Below are 17625 nucleotides of genomic sequence, written 5' to 3' on the forward strand. Positions count from 1 at the left end.
CTAATCTCCCTTCACGGCAGAGCGTACGAGGACGACCTGGCCGCGGGCGCCGGGAACGGCACCCTTGATCAGCAGGAGCGACTTCTCGGCGTCCACACCGTGAACCGTGAGGTTCATGGTGGTGTGACGGACGCCGCCCATGCGGCCCGCCATCCGAACGCCCTTGAAGACGCGGCCCGGGGTGGATGCGCCACCGATGGAACCCGGCTTACGGTGGTTCTTGTGTGCACCGTGGGAGGCACCAACGCCATGGAAGCCGTGACGCTTCATGACACCGGCAAAGCCCTTACCCTTGGAGGTTCCGGTGACGTCGACCTTCTGGCCGGCTGCGAACATCTCAACAGAGAGTTCCTGGCCCAGCTCATAGGTGTCGGCGTCTGCGGTACGCAGTTCAACTACGTGGCGGCGCGGCGTGACGCCGGCCTTTTCAAAGTGGCCGGCCAGCGGCTTGGTCACCTTGCGCGGATCGATCTGGCCGTAGCCGATCTGAACGGCGGTGTAGCCGTCCTTTTCCGCGTTGCGCAGCTGCGTGATGACGTTGGAGTCAGCCTGGACGACGGTTACGGGGATGAGCTTGTTGTTCTCGTCCCAAACCTGGGTCATGCCGAGCTTGGTGCCCAGCAGTCCCTTTACCTGGCGTGTAAGTGAAGTAGACATAAGTATCCGCTCCCCCCCTACAGCTTGATTTCGATGTTCACGTCTGCAGGCAGGTCGAGACGCATGAGCGAGTCAACGGCCTTAGGCGTGGGGTCAATGATGTCGATCAGGCGCTTGTGCGTGCGCATTTCAAAGTGCTCGCGGCTGTCCTTGTACTTGTGCGGCGAACGGATAACAACGTAAACGTTCTTTTCCGTGGGCAGCGGCACAGGGCCTACTACCGTTGCGCCTGCACGCGTGACCGTCTCAACGATCTTCCGTGCTGATACGTCGATGACCTCGTGGTCATACGACTTCAGCCGGATGCGGATTTTTTGTCCCGCCATGGCGTCGTGCCTCTTTCTTCGAGTAATGCTCTCTGTACAGTTTTTGCACCGAACTGCCTTACGGCCTGGCGCCCCTCCAACAGACTGAATCCGGATAATTCCGGGTTCCTCACCCTGCCGAGGCTCCGACCCCCGCGCTCGGGCGTGTCGCGGTGTTGAGACCGACGACGCCGAGCAAGAGTAGGGGCGGGTTATATATGGGCTCTTTCCCTGAAGGATCCGACCCTGCATCAGGCATTATCCTGACCGGGACGCAATCTCACCACTGCCTGGTCCCTGCTGTTCGCAGGAATACGGGCGCGTGTGGGCACAAAAGCGCTTGAACAACTTCTCTAGTCTGCCAGACTCGGGCACAGATGGCTAATCAGGCATCTGCGCCGGAGGTCTCCCTCCGGCCTTCCCCGGTCCGGTCTTTTCCGTCCTGCACGCCGCTCCCGGAGTAACCTCCCAGGTTGGCAGCGTGTCAACTTCCACCAGTCTAACGCACCGCGGGCGGCACCTTAAAAAGTCAGGGCCTGTCGTCCCGGTTGGCCCGGCGGATCTGCTTCGCCCGCTCAATTTCCGGACGGAACCGCTTACGGGACCATCCGATGCCTGCAGCTAATGCGGCTCCGATACCCAGAAGGATGACAAGTTCCATGCTCCGAGCCTAGCGGACCATGGTCCCGGCGTCAGCGGGCGCGGCTGCCCTCCGTCGTCTGCGCGCTCCGGGACCAGACCCGGAGTCAGTGTGTGCGGTCCTCCTCGGGGGTCTGCATCCGCGGCGGTTCCGGCACCGTGCCTTCCCCGCCGCCGGTGTTCGGGCCGCCGGACGCCAACGGGGTACTCCCCTGTGCCGGCGGCGACTGCGTGTAGCCGGAAACGGGGCTAGGTGGTGTGGTGTTCCCCGGTTCGTCCGTCCGGACGCGTGTCAGCCGCCAGACGGCCAGGGCGATCAGCCCGATGCCCAGCAGTGCCAGAAGCAGGAAGGTGTAGCCGCGCAGGTACCAGAGCACCGCCAACGCAACACCCGCTGCACCCCAGAGGGTGAACAGTCTCTTGCTGGCGAGCAGACCGAACGCCAGGAGCCCCGCATGCGCCACCAGAGCCCAGAGCTGCCGTCCCCCTCCCCCGGAAATGACCGTGGAGAGCCCGCTGGCGGAAAGGATGACGGCCGAAACCGCCAGGACCACGGTGCCCCGCTGGTCGCGCTGGCGAAGGAACTCATAGGCAGCCATCCCGGCCAGGACTGCGGCCCAATACTGCAGTGACCAGAATCCGCTGACCCCGCCCAGGGCGAGCCAGCCGATCCGCTGCACTGCGAGTGCGGTCACGAGTACCGCCGCCTGGACAGCCGGCTCGCGGAACCGGCGGGGAACTTCGAGCAGGGCAAGGGCCACGGCAGCGACCACGGTCAGTGCACCGGCCGCGGCTGACGCATCCGGAGCCATTGCAGGTATGCCGGCCAGAGCCGGGATAAGGGCGGAAGCCGAGCCCAGGATCCGCCGGCGCAGCCGGCCGGGGAAAACGGCCGGGGACGCGGCTCCACCGGGCTGCGACGCTTCGACCGGATGGACGGGAGTGAGGAGACGGACCCCTTGGAGAACAGCGGCAGCCGCCCAGATCGGCAGGAGGTACGCGAAGCCCGCCTCCCCCAGGCCTGCCAGGACTGTGTCAAAGAGTCCCTGGAACAGGAACACCATGCCCACCGTGAGCATGGGAGCCAGCCCAACGGCCAGCCACGGGCGGCTGCGGGTGTAGGAGAGAACCAGGAAGATCGCTCCGCCCAGGATGAACGCGGCGGCCGGCAGGAAGCTGTTCTCCGCGAACGGGGGGATCACCATCACGGCGACGGTGTAAACGCATGCAGCTGCCAGCAGGGCCGTACGGGTGGGCCTGTCCAGCGACCGGCGTGCTTCCCCGCACATGGCCCCCGCGGCCAGGGCAAGCAGGACCGCCCCAACCCCTCCAACCGAGAGGATCGGATCCGGGATCGGCCCCAGGATGCTGAACTCCAGCAGGTCGGTAAGGACCAGCGGAAGCGCCGCCAGCGCATACGCTGCCGGATAGATCACCCAGGCTGACCGCGGATGGCTGCCCATCCGGCCCCGGACCAACACCGCAGCAGCAGTGATGAGAAGCAGGAACAGATGAAGGGCCACGACCCCGCGGTGGACAGCGCTTCCGGCCTGGAGTCCGTAATAGGCCGGAAGCAGTGCCAGCAGCACCAGGCTTAGCCACTGCGACGTTTCGGAGTATCCGGCTGCGTCCAGGCGGCGGTGCAGCAGTGTGCGGACCAGTTGCTGCACCGCAAGCGCCACCCCGCCGGCAATGTACAGCCCGTACATACCTGCTCCAAGGTCGGCGGCCGCGAGGACCGTCAGGACCACTATCAGGCCCTGCACTCCGAGCAGGTAGGGTCCACGGTTCGGCTCGTCCCCCTTCAACGCCAGGTACGCACAGTAGGCCAGTGCTGCAAGGACCAGCAGTTCGTAGCCCTGCAGTCCCAGAATGCCGGCGCCCACGGCTGTCGCAGCGGCAAATCCTGCCAGTGCCGCTGCCCGATAGCTGCCGGAAAGCAGCAGCGACGTGGCCGTGTTTGCGGCCAACGCGGTCCAGAGCAACGCCAACGTCCAGCCGGTTCCCTGTCCCTCGATTCCACGGGAACCGATTGTTGCGAGCAGCACCACCACTGCGGACGCCGTGAGGAACCCGGCAGCGGACTGAATCGTCCTGCCCCGCCGCAGCCCGACGACGGCAGCCAGCTGGCTGAGCACTCCCACAGCGGCGGCGCACAGGACAAGGAACATCAGCATGCCGCTTCGCCCTGTCGGTCCCTGCAATGCCAAATATGCCAGGGGAACTCCCGCGGATGCGGCCAGACCGCCCCACCGCGCCCACGATGCGAGGCCCAGGGGGTCCAGCCTCCCGGCAAGGAGGGTCCGCAGCACCTGCCCGACGGCGACGGCTACGGCCACCGCAGCGAAAACCTGATGAACGTCGCCGGTCAGGTCAGCAGCCGCCAGCCCGGCCAGGACAACAGCCAGGACCTGGGCAGCCAGGAGATAGGCGCCGCGGAAGGGATTATCCCGCCCCAGGATGAGGTACGTGCAGTAGGCAAGGGCCACCGTCAGCAGGATCCCGTAGCCCGGGATCCCAAGGATCCCTGCTCCGACGACGGCGGCGGCGGCGAAGCCGGCAGGTGCCGTCAGTGCCGCCCAGCTGCGCCGGAGCATCAGTGCCGTGAGGAGGTTGGCGGCCAGTGCTCCTGCGAGGACAGCCAGGGTGGCAACCGCTGCTCCGCTTTCGTCCACTGTCCGCACCCCGATGGCCAGCAGCAGCACCAGGGCTGCTGCAGCGGCAGCGCCGGTTTTCGGTTCGTGCTCCCGGCGTGTGCCGCCGGCATTCCCGGCCGGCATACCGGCAGAGGCACCGAACGCGGGGGCTCCCTCGCTGCCGTGGAAACCAAAGCGGGTCCGGCCCGCGGCACCAAGCGTGTAGGCGCTTTGGGTGAGGACCGCGGAACCGGCGCCGATGAGCAGCAGGACAACTCCGGTACCCCAGCGTGCCGCCGTGTAAGTGAGGATGTAGTAAAGCGGCGGCAGCATCGCCAGCACGGCCAGGGTCGCCCACAGAAGTGTCCGGGACAATCCGAGCCCGCGGAGTTTCCGGTCCAGGATGATCCGCAGCAGATGCTCGACCGCCAGGCAAACCGCCATGGCGATGAAAATCCCGTGCACTCCTGCTCCGAGGTCTGCCGTTATCAGCGCAGCCAGGGCGACAAGCTGGGTCTGTCCTGCCGCTATGTAGTAGGTCCGGTGCGGTTTGGGCGCCGGCTTCCATGCCAGCACCGCGCAGTAGCAAAGAGCGGCGGCTGCAAGCAGCTCGTAGCCCCTGATACCCAGGACACCCGCTCCGATCAGCGCCGCAGCCGCAAATCCGGCAGGCGCAGCCGCAGCATACCGACCGCCGGGCCGCAGCGCGGATGTCAGTACATTTCCGGCCACAACGGTCCATAGCCCCACCAGGGTCAACACCGTTCCCGGCGACTCCTGGAAGCGAAGCTGCAGGGTCAGCAGCGCGGCAGCCGCAGCCGCTGCACTGATGGCGGCACCCGAAAAATGTTCCGGCTTTCCACGCCTGGTGCGGAGAACCGAAACGACCTGGTTGACCGTCAGGGCAAGGACAGCCGCAGCCAGGGCCCAGGCTTCTGCGTTCACCCCGTCCACCCCGGCAAGTGCCGCAAGGACAGTCAGCGGTACCAGCAGGACCGCCGCAGCGCGCGCGGCCAGGACGAACACGGGGCGTTGCTCCGCACGGCCCCGCACCGCGCGGACCACCAGATAGGCCCCAAGGACTGCGGTGGCCAGGACACCCGGCCACAGTGCGCGGCCGGGCATCAACATGTTCGGCACGAAGGCGAGGACAACCGGCACCAGGACAGCGAACTCAAGGCGTCCGCCCAGTTTCCAGGCGGCGGCGAGATACGTGCCCAGGACTACGAGGGCTGTCCCGGTGAACGCAGCGGAACTTCCCGAAGCCTGCCACTCGCGAAGCACGTACCAGAGTCCGGCCGCCAGTGCCGTGCACGCCTGCAGGACCAGCAGGGCAGCCACATCCACGCGGAAGAACCTGCGGGCAGCCACTTCGGGAGCAACAACCGGCTTCTTCCTGAGGCTGACAGCGGGTTCAGCCGCGGATCCGGATCCGGATACCGGTGCCGTGGGTGCGGCCTGTGCGGGAGGTGCCTGTGCGGGCAGTTCCGGCGGGGCGGGCGGCGCCGACCCCGGCTCTCCGCCGCCTGACGCGGCCGTAGCGTGCGGGCCGGCATCCCTGGCGGATACCGGTTCTGCCGTCGGGGGAAGGTTTTCGGTTTCCCGGTCCAACGGCAGCCCGGTGCTCCGGGAGGCCACCTGCAGCAGGGCCGCGGCGCCGTACACGGGCCTGCGCAGCAGGACCCCTGCGGTCTGTGCCGCCACCTGCACTGCGAAGGCCAGCAACGTCAACTGCGTACTGTCCGTAAAGGAATAGAACAGAGCCGTAAGGCCCACGGTGCCCGCAGCCCTCAATCCGTAGCTGTTGACGAGCTGATCCCGGGCGGGACCCTGCCCCAGCATCACGGCGTAATAGAGGGCGAAGGCGAGGAACAGTACGCCCAGCTGCGCCGAGCTCAACTGCCCGGCGATCTGGACGGAAGCGATGGCCGTGGCCGGAACCAGGTACCGGTGGGAACGGACAAAGGCATCAACATAGAGATTGTTCAGCCATCCGGGACGCCGGACGGCGGCGAGGCTGATCAAGGTGGCGAGGATAACGGTGAAGAGGAAATACCAGACGATTCCCCACCTCAGTGCCGCACCCGAGGCCAGGCCCGAGGACAGCAGGAACGTCAGGGCCAGATAGGTGACCACCCTGCTTTCGATTCTTGCCGCGGCGTAGGCGAACGCCGCCGTTCCAACCACCGAAGTGACCAGCCAGGCCGCGGGACCGTCCGGAAGCACAAAATTGAACAAGGCGAGTCCGACCACCGGAATCAAGGCCAGCCCCGTACCGGTGAAGGCAACGGCTGCGGGCCGAAGGCGGGTGCTGCGGGAGTAAACGACCAGTCCGGATATGTAGAACAGTGCAGTGACAGCGACGACGCCGAAGAAACGGGCCTCTGCGGGAATGGCCAGGCCGATGAACAGCGCCGCCGCAGCCACCAGCAGGAGGCTGGCGGAGTAGAGCGTGATGTTGATGTTGCGGAGGTCCCGGCGGTGCTTTTCTTCCTTCAGCTGCGCTTCCGTCTTGACCGGCGGAGCCGGCCTGGGAGCAACCGGCCGGGGCGGGACCGGAGCACTCGGGGTTCGGGCGCCGGGCCCTCCGGCAAAGGCGGGCTGCGAAGCTGCTGCAGGGGACGAAGCCGCTGCAGGGGACACGGACGAGGGAGCCGCATATGAGGAGACATACGTAGCAGCGGGTGCAAGGGGCACGGCGGGCGGCATGGTTCCAGGGGCGGCCGCCGGGGCCGGGACTGTCGCAGCCACGGGTGCCTGCCCAGCAGGAGCAGGTACAGCAGGAGCAGGTGCAGCAGGGGCCTGCCCCGCAGGAGCAGCAGGGGCCTGCCCCGCAGGAGCAGGTGCAGCAGGAGCCGGTGCGGCGGACACCCCCGAAGCCGCGGAAGGCTGCGGGGCACCAGCCGGAGCCGGCAATCCGGAACGCGTTGCCGCGTCCCTGAAGCCCGCCCGGTAGCCTTCTTCGTAGATCTGGGCCGGCGGCGGCAGCGGCCTGCCGTGGCTGTCCACGGTTTGGACCGCTTTCTTGCCTGCCGCCCGCCCTATGGCGAAACTGGCCGCGACTGCGGCCAGGAAAAGGAAGACCCCCATGAAACTGCTACCTTCCGGTTGAGCTCGACTGCAGACCATCCTAGGGTGCCGCAGCTCACATCCCGGTAACTATTCGATCCCGTTGTGGGCAAGGTTCCGCACGGGCAGCTTCCGGGGCCCCTGTGCAGGCATAGTCCCGACACGGCACGTCCACAACCGGCGGCGGTCCCGGGCGGGGACGCCCCGGAGGAAACCCCGGAGGGAAACACAGGAGGAAAACCCCGGAGGGAAACCCTGGAGGAAAACCCCGGAGGGAAACACCGGAGGAACCTGCCGGTCTGCCCGCGGGCCGTTCCGGCCCGGATACCGAACTGGTAGCGTCGGCGCAGGACGGCCCCGTGGGAGGCAGGACGGCCCCGCGGGAGGCACCAGACGAACGGGAAGGCCTTTCGGCCATGTATCTTTCGGTTCTTGGAACGCACGCCGGCATCTCCGGAACGGTGCAGGTTCCCAACTCCAAATACCACGCCCACCGGGCGCTGATACTGGCTTCCCTTGCGCCCGGCACCAGTCGGATTTCCGGGCTTACCGACGCCCGCCATGTGCAGTACACGGTAGCCGCGCTGCGCGGGCTCGGGACGGAAATAGAGGTGCAGGATGACACCTTCGTTGTCCATGGCGGGCCGTACCGCCCGCAGCGCGCCACCGTCTCCGCCGGCAGCTCCGGAACCACGCTGTACTTTATGGCCGGACTTGCGTCGCTGGGAACACGCGACGTCGTCGTGACCGGGCAGAAATACTTCCAGCGCCGTCCCATCGGCGCACTGCTGGCAGCCCTGGGCGAGATGGGGGTGGACATCGCCGCGCAGGGGAACTGCCCTCCCCTGCGCGTGGCCCACGGCCGGCCGCTCGGGGGCGTTGTCCACATATCCGGAACGCTGTCACAGTGGATTTCCGGGCTCCTGCTGTTGGCGCCCTTTGCCCGTACGGAAACCACTGTGGTGGTGGACGGCCCGCAGAACGAGGGCAGCTATGTGGCACTGACCCTCGCCATGATGGCGCACTTCGGACTGCAGGTGGAGGCCTCGGCGGACTTTCGGCGCTTTCGGATCCCGCCGAACCAGCAGGCGGTGCCGGCGGATCTGCAAATGCCGCCGGATATCGGGTCGGCCGCGTTCGGCCTGGCTGCCGCGGCCCTGCATCCCGCGGACATAGCCCTCACCGGCCTGCACGCAGTCTCCTCGGCCGGCTCGGACCACCCCGAGGCGGACTTTCTGGATCTGGCAGCGCAAATGGGGGTCCCCATGGCCTACGATCCGGCGGCGGATGCGGTTCGGGTCCGCCACCCGGGCCTGGACCTGCAGCCGGTGGACGTGGACTGCCGCCGCGTGCCGGACATGCTCCCTGTGCTGTCCGTGCTGGCCTGCTTCGCGACGGGCCGCAGCGTCTTCCGCAACATTGACCATGTGCGGATGAAGGAGTCCGACCGGGTGGCCGCCATGCTGCAGCTGAACTCCATGGGCGCCGACCTCACCGTGGAGGGCTCCACCCTGGCGATCCGCGGCGTCGGCGGCCTCGACGGAGCGGACCTCTCCTCCTTTAACGACCACCGGGTGCTGATGTCCCTGGCCGTGGCGGCGTCTGCAGCGGAGGGACGCAGCACCCTCACCTATCCGAATGCCTACCGCATCTCCTATCCCGAATACCTGGAGGCCATGACAGCCTTCGGGCTGCGGATGCAGGTCGAAGACGGAGCGATCCGGCGTCCCCGCCCGAGCCGGCCCGCCCGCCCCGCCCGGACCGCCAGGGGCACCCGTTCCCGAAGTATCACCGGACCGGCCGCCGTTGAGGCATCCGCAGCCGTGACCGGCCCGGACTGGGTGCGGCGGTGGGCCGCCGAACGGCCCAACGAAACGGCGGTGGCCGACGGCGGCACCGGCGCATCGGGGCACCTCACCTGGGCCGAACTCGACGCACAGGCGGACCGTGCGGCAGCCGCACTGCTGGAGCTGGGGGTGTCATCAGGTGACCGGGTGGCCTTCCAGCTGCCCAACCGGAGCGAATTCGTGATCCTCACCGTGGCCGTCCTTCGCCTGGGCGCCGTCGCCGCGCCGGTCATGCCGATTTTCCGGGAGCGCGAGGTCGCCTTGGCACTGCACCGGGCGGGCGCCCGCGTCTTCGTTGCCGTTGAAGAGTTCCGCGGACGCCGGCCGGCCGAGGAACTCGCGGGGCTGCTGCAGCGCGCGGACGGAACCGATGCGGTGCCGCCTCCCCCGCTGGCGGATGTCCTCGTGCTGCGGGATCCGGCGTCGCCGCTTCCCCTCCCCTCCGTTCCCGGCGGCCCGCGGTTCACGGACTGGGGCAGTGCCCTGCGCCGGGCGCATCCCGGGACCGTGCTCCGTGCACGGCCTGCCCCGGATGCAGGGGACGCAGCACAGCTGCTGTTCACCTCCGGCACCTCGGGCGAACCGAAGGGTGTGGTGCACCGCCATGAAACCCTTAGCCGTGCGGCGGCCATGGCCGCAGCGCACCTGGGCCTCACCAGCGACGACGCCGTCTTCATCCCGTCGCCACTGGCCCACCAGACCGGCTTCCTCTACGGCATGTGGCTCTCGTTCGTTCTCGGCTGCCCGCAGATCCTGCAGCCGGTCTGGGACGCCGAACAGGCGTTGAAGCTCATCCGCGGCTGGCGGGCCACCTTCGTCCAGGCGGCCACCCCGTTCCTGACCGACCTGGTTGCCGCCGTCGACGCAGGTGCCCCCGCTCCGGCCAGCCTGCGCATCTTCGTAGCCACCGGGGCGGCGGTTCCCCGGCACCTGGCCGAGCGGGCCACCCGCGTCCTGGGTGCCGGGATCTGCGGTGCGTTCGGAACCACCGAAACCTGCCTGGGCACCCTGGCCTCCCCCGGGGATGAACCGGTACAGATGTGGGGCACCGACGGGCGCGCGCTGGAGGGGGTGCGGACCCGGATTGTCGACGACGCCGGGCATCTCCTGCCGCCCGGTGCGGAAGGCAACTTCGAACTCAGCAGCGCTACCGTCTTTGACGGATACCTTGACCGCCCGGACCTGACCAAGGAAGCCTTTACCGAAGACGGCTGGTACCGCACGGGCGACACGGCGATCCTCGACGACGCCGGATTCCTGCGCATTACCGGGCGGGTTCGCGACATCATCAACCGCGGAGGGGAGAAAATCCCGGTGGCAGAAATCGAGCAGCTGCTCTACCGGCATCCTGCCGTGCGGGATGTTGCCCTGGCCGCCATGCCCGATGAACGGCTGGGCGAGCGGGCCTGCGCCTTTGTGGTCCCGGCGGCAGGCATGCACCCGCAGCTGGCGGATCTCACCGCTTTCCTCGACCGGCACCGCGTCTCGAGGCATTACTGGCCCGAACGCCTCGAACTGCTTGATGCCATTCCCCGCAACGCAGTCGGCAAGGTGCAGAAGTTCCTGCTGCGCGAAGCCGCCCGCAGTTTCCCGGCACCCGATTGGAGCACCCGATGATTAGTGCAGCCGTCACTGCCGATGGACGGGGCAGCAGCATCCCGGAGCCGGAGTACCTTGAGCTGCTCACGGCCGTAACAGCGTGGGTTGAGGGTCCCGGCGAGGAATGGGCCGGGATCATCGAATCCAGCGGATCGGTGCCCGATGCCCTGTGGAAGGAGCTGCGCGGAGCCGGGTTCCTCTCCCTCGCAGCACCCGCGGAGCTCGGCGGCCGGGGGCTGAGTTTCGTCCAGTGGATGGGGCTGATGGAGGTCTTTTCCCGTTCGCATGCCTCGGTCCGCATGATCGTGCACGTGGTCAACGGGACCTGGCGGGCCATGAATCCGTATGCCGACGCCGACCAGCGGCGGAAATTCGTCCTCCCGTCGGTCGCCGGCGACCTCATCGTTGCCTTCACCCTGACGGAACCCGGCAACGGCACGGGCGCGGACATCACTGCGAGCGTGCAGCGGACGGGTGACACCTATTACCTCACCGGCCGCAAGCACCTGATCACCTTCGGAGTGCGCTGCGACTATTGGCTGCTTTTTGCCCGTCTGGCGGGCAGCACAGGCAGCCGGGGCACCGTGGCGCTGCTGGTGGACCGGCATGCCCCCGGCGTCGAGGTGGAAGACACGTCGGAGACCATGGGTGTCCGCGGCACCGACCATGCCTCCCTCACTTTCACCCGGACCCCCGTCCCCGTGGCCAACCGCCTCGGCGCGGAGGGGGACGGGCTGGCCGTCGCCCTGGGCGGCTTCCTCACCCCCAGCCGGATCTCCGTCGCGATGAGCTGCGTCGGCCTGGCCCAGCGTGCCCAGCAGCTCGCGGTCCGCTATGCACTGGACCGCACCACTTTCGGGAAGCCGCTCGCCGCCCGGCAGGCAGTCGCCTTCGCCCTCGCGGAGAACGCCGCCGACATCGAGGCGGCCCGGGCGCTGGCCCTGCATGCCGCCCAGGCCTGGCAGGACGGCACCGCCAATGCAGGCTCCCTTTCCTCCATGGCCAAGCTGACCGCCGTCGACATGCTCACCCGGGTAACGGACAAGGCCCTGCAGGTCCACGGCGGCGTCGGGTACTGGAAGAGCATGCCCATGGAACGCGTGTACCGCGATGCGCGGGCGCAGCGCTTCGAAGAAGGGACCAACGAAATCCAGAAGACAGTGATTGCCCGCGGCATTTTAGGCCGGGCCCAGGCGCCGTCGGCCGACGCCGGTCTGGTCCCGGAATCGGCGGCGCCCGCTGTCCGGCCCTGATACCGGCGTGCTGGACCGGGTCTTCTCCCCAGTTTCCATCGGTTCCCTGCGCCTGGACCACCGGATCGTCATGGGCTCCATGCACCTGAACCGTGAGGACGACCCCGGCGCGCTGGCCGCGTTCTACCGGGAGCGGGCGGCCGCCGGGGCCGGGCTTATCGTTACGGGCGGTGCCGCAGTGAACCGTGCCGGCGCCGGCGGCCCCAACTATCTGTTGATCAACGAACCCGAAGCGGCGGCGCTGGTGTCCCCGATGCTCGACGCCGTGCATGCCGCCGGCGGCAGGCTCGCCCTGCAGCTGTTCCACGCGGGACGCTATGCCCGTGAAACCACCTACGGTCTCCGCCCGGTCGCCCCGTCGGAGGTTCCCTTTTCCCGCACCCTGCCGCGGGCACTGACGCAGGCGCAGATCGATGACACCCTTGCGGACTTCGCCGCCGGTGCCGGTACTGCGCGTGCCCTGGGGTTTGATGCCGTGGAGATCATGGGCTCCGAGGGCTACCTGATCAACCAGTTTGCCTCACCGCTGACCAACCTCCGCCGTGACCGCTGGGGCGGGGATCCGCAGCGGCGGCAGGCCTTTCCGCGGGCGGTGCTCCAGGCGGTCCGCAGCGCGGTGGGCGAAGGCTACCCGGTCATCTACCGCACGTCCGGCGCCGATTTCGTGGCCGGATCGAGCACGCCGGAAGAATCGGCCGATCTGGCGCTGGCGCTGGCCCGGGACGGCGCCGACGCGGTCAATATCGGCATCGGCTGGCACGAGTCCAGGGTCCCCTCCGTACAGGGCATGGTTCCGCACGGACGCTGGATGGAAATTGCGGGCGGAATCCGTGCGGCACTGGCGGCTGCGGAGGTGGCCGTCCCGGTCATTGGCAGCAACCGGATCAACTCGGTGGAGCTGGCCGAGCGGGCCCTGGCGGCCGGGCACGCCGACCTGGTTTCCATGGCCCGGCCCTTCCTCGCCGACCCTGCGATCGTGGCTAAGTCCCGGCGCGGCGACTCGAACCTCGTCAATACCTGCATAGCCTGCAACGAGGCCTGCATCGACCGCTCGCTGGGTGCCGCACCGGTCTCCTGCCTGGTGAACCCCCGGGCCGGCCGGGAAGCCCAGTTCCCGCTGCGGCCGGTCCCGCCGCCCGGTGCGTCCCGTGTGCGCGTTGCAGTAGTGGGAGCCGGCCCGGCCGGGATGCAGGCCGCCGCAACGCTGGCGGGGTCGGGACTCAAGGTCGACCTGTACGAGCAGGAGGGCAGCATCGGCGGACAGTTCCGGCTGGCCGGGCAGGTGCCCGGCAAGGCCGACTTCCTGCAGACCATCCGTTATTTCAGCCATGAACTGGGCCGGCTGGGCGTTTCCGTCCTCGCAGGTGCCGCTCCCGACACCGAGCAGCTGGCCGGCTACTTGCACGTGGTCCTGGCTACCGGTGTCCTGCCCCGGACCGTGGGCCTGCCCGGTGCCGGGCTGCTCCCGGTGCTGGACTATCGGCAGGCCTTTGCCGACCCGGCGCGGCTGGGCCGCCGCGTCGTTCTTATTGGTGCCGGCGGTATTGCAGTGGACCTTTCCCGCCTGCTGGCCGACGCCGCAGTTCCCGGCGGTCCCCGGGAGGTAACCATCCTGCGCCGGGGCGGCAGGATCGGTGACGGGATCGGCCCCTCCACGCGGTGGGCGGTGCTGCAGGAGATCCGGGCCGCCGGTGTCCGGACCCTGGCCAACACCACGCCGCTGCAGATAACCGCCGCGGGGCTTCGGGTCCGGGACCCGGACGGCGCAGCGAAGCTGCTGGCCGCGGACGACGTCGTCCTGGCCGCGGGACAGGTGTCCCACAATCCGCACGAGGCGCAGCTGACCGCACGGGGTATCCCCGTCACAGTGATCGGCGGTGCCCTGGACGCCACGGGGCTGAATGCCGTCCGGGCGTTCGAGCAGGGCCTGGCTGCCGGTACCGCGGTGGCACGGCTGCTCAACGGGAAAGGAACGCAGGCCGGCCCTGCGGTTAAAAGCAGCAGGGCCCCGCTGCCATAAGCAACGGGGCCCTGCTAAGAACCGGTGAGGTTCAGGCTAAATCATCAAATTACTTGATGATCTTGGTGACGCGGCCTGATCCAACGGTGCGGCCGCCTTCGCGGATAGCGAAGCCGAGGCCCTCTTCCATTGCGATCGGCTGGATGAGCTCAACGCTCATCTCAGTGTTATCGCCGGGCATAACCATTTCAGTGCCCTCGGGGAGGGTGATGACGCCGGTTACGTCCGTGGTGCGGAAGTAGAACTGCGGGCGGTAGTTCGAGTAGAACGGGTTGTGGCGTCCGCCTTCATCCTTGGACAGGATGTAGACGTTGGCTTCGAAGTCGGTGTGCGGGGTGATGGAACCCGGCTTTACGACAACCTGGCCACGCTCTACGTCTTCGCGCTTGATACCGCGGAGCAGCAGGCCACAGTTCTCGCCGGCCCATGCTTCGTCAAGCTGCTTGTGGAACATCTCGATACCGGTAACCGTGGTCTTCTGGACCGGACGGATGCCGACGATCTCGACCTCGGAGTTGATGGCGAGGGTACCGCGCTCGGCGCGGCCCGTGACAACGGTTCCACGACCGGTGATCGTGAAGACGTCCTCGATCGGCATCAGGAACGGCTTGTCCTTGTCGCGAACCGGGTCCGGCACGTTGTTGTCAACGGCTTCCATGAGCTCTTCGACGGCTGCAACCCACTTGGGGTCGCCTTCGAGAGCCTTGAGGCCGGAAACACGGACGACGGGAGCGTTGTCGCCGTCGAAGTCCTGGGAGCTCAGCAGTTCGCGAACTTCCATTTCCACGAGGTCGAGCAGTTCTTCGTCGTCAACCATGTCGGACTTGTTCAGTGCGACCAGCAGGTAGGGAACGCCAACCTGGCGGGCAAGCAGAACGTGCTCGCGGGTCTGGGCCATCGGACCGTCGGTAGCGGCAACCACGAGGATTGCGCCGTCCATCTGTGCTGCACCAGTGATCATGTTCTTGATGTAGTCAGCGTGGCCGGGGGCGTCTACGTGTGCGTAGTGGCGCTTCTCGGTCTGGTACTCGATGTGCGAGATGTTGATGGTGATGCCGCGCTGGCGCTCTTCAGGTGCAGAGTCGATAGCAGCGAAATCGCGCTTTTCATTCAGATCAGGGTACTTGTCAGCAAGCACCTTCGAAATGGCAGCGGTCAACGTCGTTTTTCCATGGTCAACGTGACCAATGGTGCCGATGTTGACGTGCGGCTTAGTCCGCTCGAACTTTGCCTTCGCCACGGGTTCCTCCTAGAGAGTTAGAAGACTCAATCTCCAGCCGCGCTTTTCGCAACTGAAACTGATGTAAGTCTACTTGGGGCTGTTTATTTGATGAAATTGCCGATTTCCGCAGCAGCCTCGCAAGGCCGCTCAGTCTGGCTATGCGCCCGGTCCGGGCCGAAGCCCGGACCGGCCGCACACGGCGGGCGGCCCGGCGTAAACCGGTCCACCCTCCAAGTTTTACTCGCCGCGCGTCTTCTGGATGATCTCGTCGGCAACTGCCTTCGGGACCTCGGCGTAGCTGTTGAAGGACATGGAGTACACGGCGCGGCCCTGGGTCTTCGACCGCAGGTCGCCGATGTAACCGAACATGCCGGACAGCGGGACGTGTGCCCGGATGACCTTTACGCCGGCTGCATCTTCCATGGACTGCATCTGGCCGCGACGGGAGTTGATGTCACCGATAACTTCACCCATGTATTCCTCAGGGGTGCGGACTTCAACATCCATCAGCGGTTCAAGCAGGACAGGGCTTGCCATACGGGCGGCTTCCTTGAAAGCCTGCCGTCCGGCAATCTTGAACGCCATTTCCGAGGAGTCGACGTCGTGGTACGCGCCGTCAAGCAGCGTCGCCTTGATGCCGACAACTGGGTAACCGGCGAGCACGCCGTCAGTAAGTGCGCTCTGGATACCCTGGTCAACGCTGGGGATGTATTCGCGCGGAACGCGACCACCGGTGACCTTGTTCTCGAATTCGTAGAACGTGCCGTCGGACGTATCCAGCGGCTCGATGGCGATCTGGATCTTAGCGAACTGACCCGAACCACCGGTCTGCTTCTTGTGCGTGTAGTCGTGCTTGGCGACTGCACGGCGGATGGTTTCGCGGTAGGCAACCTGGGGCTTGCCCACGTTTGCCTCGACGCGGAACTCGCGGCGCATGCGGTCCACCAGGATGTCCAGGTGGAGCTCGCCCATGCCGGCGATGATGGTCTGGCCGGTGTCTTCGTCGAGGGAGACCTGGAAGGTCGGATCCTCTTCGGAGAGCTTCTGGATGGCCGTGGAGAGCTTCTCCTGGTCACCCTTGGTCTTCGGCTCGATGGCCACGGAAATCACGGGCTCCGGGAAGCTCATGGATTCCAGCACGATCGGTTCCTGAAGGTCGCACAGGGTATCGCCCGTGGTGGTGTCCTTCAGGCCGATGGCGGCGTAAATGTGGCCCGTCGTGATTTCGTCGACCGGGTTTTCCTTGTTGGCGTGCATCTGGAAGAGCTTTCCGATGCGCTCCTTCTTCTGCTTGGTCGCGTTCATGACCTGGGCGCCGGAAGCAGCGTGACCGGAGTACACGCGGATGTAGGTCAGACGGCCGAAGAACGGGTGCGTCACGACCTTGAATGCCAGAGCCGAGAACGGAGCGTTGGCATCTGCGGCGCGTTCGAGGATGACCTCTTCGTCGCGGATGTCGTGGCCCTTGATGTTCGGAACGTCAAGCGGGCTGGGCAGGTAGTCGACGACGGCGTCCAGCATCGGCTGCACACCGCGGTTCTTGAAGGCAGAGCCGCACAGAACCGGGTAGACCTCGGAGTTGATGGTCAGCTTACGGATGCCGGCCTTCAGCTCCGGAATGCTGATCTCTTCGCCTTCGAGGTACTTGTTCATCAGTTCGTCGCTGGCTTCAGCAACGGTCTCGACGAGCTGTGCGCGGTACGATTCGGCCTTTTCCTGCAGTTCTGCGGGGATCGGCTCGATTTCGTACTTGGCGCCCATGGTCACGTCACCCTTGGCGTCGCCGCGCCAGGTGAGTGCACGCATTTCGATGAGGTCAACGACGCCTTCGAATTCGCTCTCGGAGCCGATCGGCAGCTGGAGGACCAGCGGCTTGGCACCGAGGCGGTTGATGATCGTATCTACGGTGAAGTAGAAGTCAGCGCCGAGCTTGTCCATCTTGTTGACGAAGCAGATGCGCGGAACGTCGTACTTGTCGGCCTGGCGCCAGACAGTCTCGGACTGCGGCTCAACGCCTTCCTTGCCGTCGAAGACAGCAACGGCGCCGTCGAGGACGCGCAGGGACCGCTCAACCTCGACAGTGAAGTCAACGTGACCCGGGGTGTCGATGATGTTGATCTGGTTGTTGTCCCAGTAGCACGTGGTGGCTGCGGAGGTAATGGTGATACCCCGCTCCTGCTCCTGTGCCATCCAGTCCATCGTGGAGGCACCGTCGTGGGTCTCGCCGATCTTGTGGTTGACACCCGTGTAGAACAGGATGCGCTCGGTGGTAGTCGTCTTGCCGGCATCAATGTGGGCCATGATGCCGATGTTGCGGACCTTATTCAGGTCGGTAAGCACGTCAAGTGCCACGGTTTCTCCCTTTTTTGGTTGCTTCC

General features: G+C 66.7%; 9 protein-coding genes. 3 read left to right on the forward strand and 6 right to left on the reverse strand.

Going from position 1 to position 17625, the window contains the following annotated elements; all coding sequences use genetic code 11:
* From rplC to LOC60_RS01885, 4 genes are all read right to left on the reverse strand, one after another.
* Positions 1–657 carry a 50S ribosomal protein L3 gene (gene rplC, locus LOC60_RS01875; RefSeq protein WP_227918739.1) on the reverse strand — a complete coding sequence of 219 codons (657 nt, stop codon included), beginning with the start codon at positions 655–657 and terminating at the stop codon, positions 1–3.
* A gap of 17 nt (positions 658–674) precedes the next feature.
* Entirely contained in the window at positions 675–983 is a 309-nt protein-coding gene (rpsJ, locus tag LOC60_RS01880) for a 30S ribosomal protein S10 (protein WP_146361073.1), read from the reverse strand.
* 508 nt (positions 984–1491) lie between these two features.
* The gene (locus LOC60_RS16150) at positions 1492–1623 is read right to left on the reverse strand and encodes a hypothetical protein (protein ID WP_269440128.1); all 132 of its coding nucleotides are present in this window, start codon (positions 1621–1623) and stop codon (positions 1492–1494) included.
* Between the two features lie 85 nt (positions 1624–1708).
* Positions 1709–7327: a hypothetical protein gene (locus tag LOC60_RS01885; protein ID WP_230021142.1), complete on the reverse strand. Its 5619-nt coding sequence runs from the start codon at positions 7325–7327 to the stop codon at positions 1709–1711.
* A 395-nt stretch (positions 7328–7722) separates the two neighbouring features.
* Here LOC60_RS01885 and aroA point away from each other — a divergent pair, with 395 nt between their 5' ends.
* The 3 genes from aroA to LOC60_RS01900 are packed head-to-tail and all read left to right on the forward strand — an operon-like array spanning position 7723 to position 14025.
* The gene (aroA, locus tag LOC60_RS01890; RefSeq protein WP_230021144.1) at positions 7723–10770 is read left to right on the forward strand and encodes a 3-phosphoshikimate 1-carboxyvinyltransferase; all 3048 of its coding nucleotides are present in this window, start codon (positions 7723–7725) and stop codon (positions 10768–10770) included.
* A complete protein-coding gene (locus LOC60_RS01895) occupies positions 10767–12005 on the forward strand; it encodes an acyl-CoA dehydrogenase family protein (protein WP_230021147.1) in 1239 nt (412 codons plus the stop codon). Before aroA ends, LOC60_RS01895 begins: the two co-directional genes overlap by 4 nt.
* A gap of 7 nt (positions 12006–12012) precedes the next feature.
* Positions 12013–14025 (forward strand): oxidoreductase, encoded by a 2013-nt coding sequence (locus LOC60_RS01900; RefSeq protein WP_230021150.1) that lies wholly within the window; start codon positions 12013–12015, stop codon positions 14023–14025.
* A gap of 49 nt (positions 14026–14074) precedes the next feature.
* Here LOC60_RS01900 and tuf read toward each other — a convergent pair whose 3' ends face one another.
* Together tuf and fusA are read right to left on the reverse strand one after the other, a co-directional pair.
* The gene (tuf, locus tag LOC60_RS01905) at positions 14075–15265 is read right to left on the reverse strand and encodes an elongation factor Tu (RefSeq protein ID WP_230021153.1); all 1191 of its coding nucleotides are present in this window, start codon (positions 15263–15265) and stop codon (positions 14075–14077) included.
* Positions 15266–15484: 219 nt separating this feature from the next.
* Entirely contained in the window at positions 15485–17599 is a 2115-nt protein-coding gene (fusA, locus tag LOC60_RS01910; RefSeq protein WP_230021162.1) for an elongation factor G, read from the reverse strand.
* Positions 17600–17625 lie beyond the last annotated feature (26 nt).

The sequence above is a fragment of the Arthrobacter sp. zg-Y769 genome, from assembly GCF_020907405.1.
Lineage (GTDB): Bacteria > Actinomycetota > Actinomycetes > Actinomycetales > Micrococcaceae > Arthrobacter_B.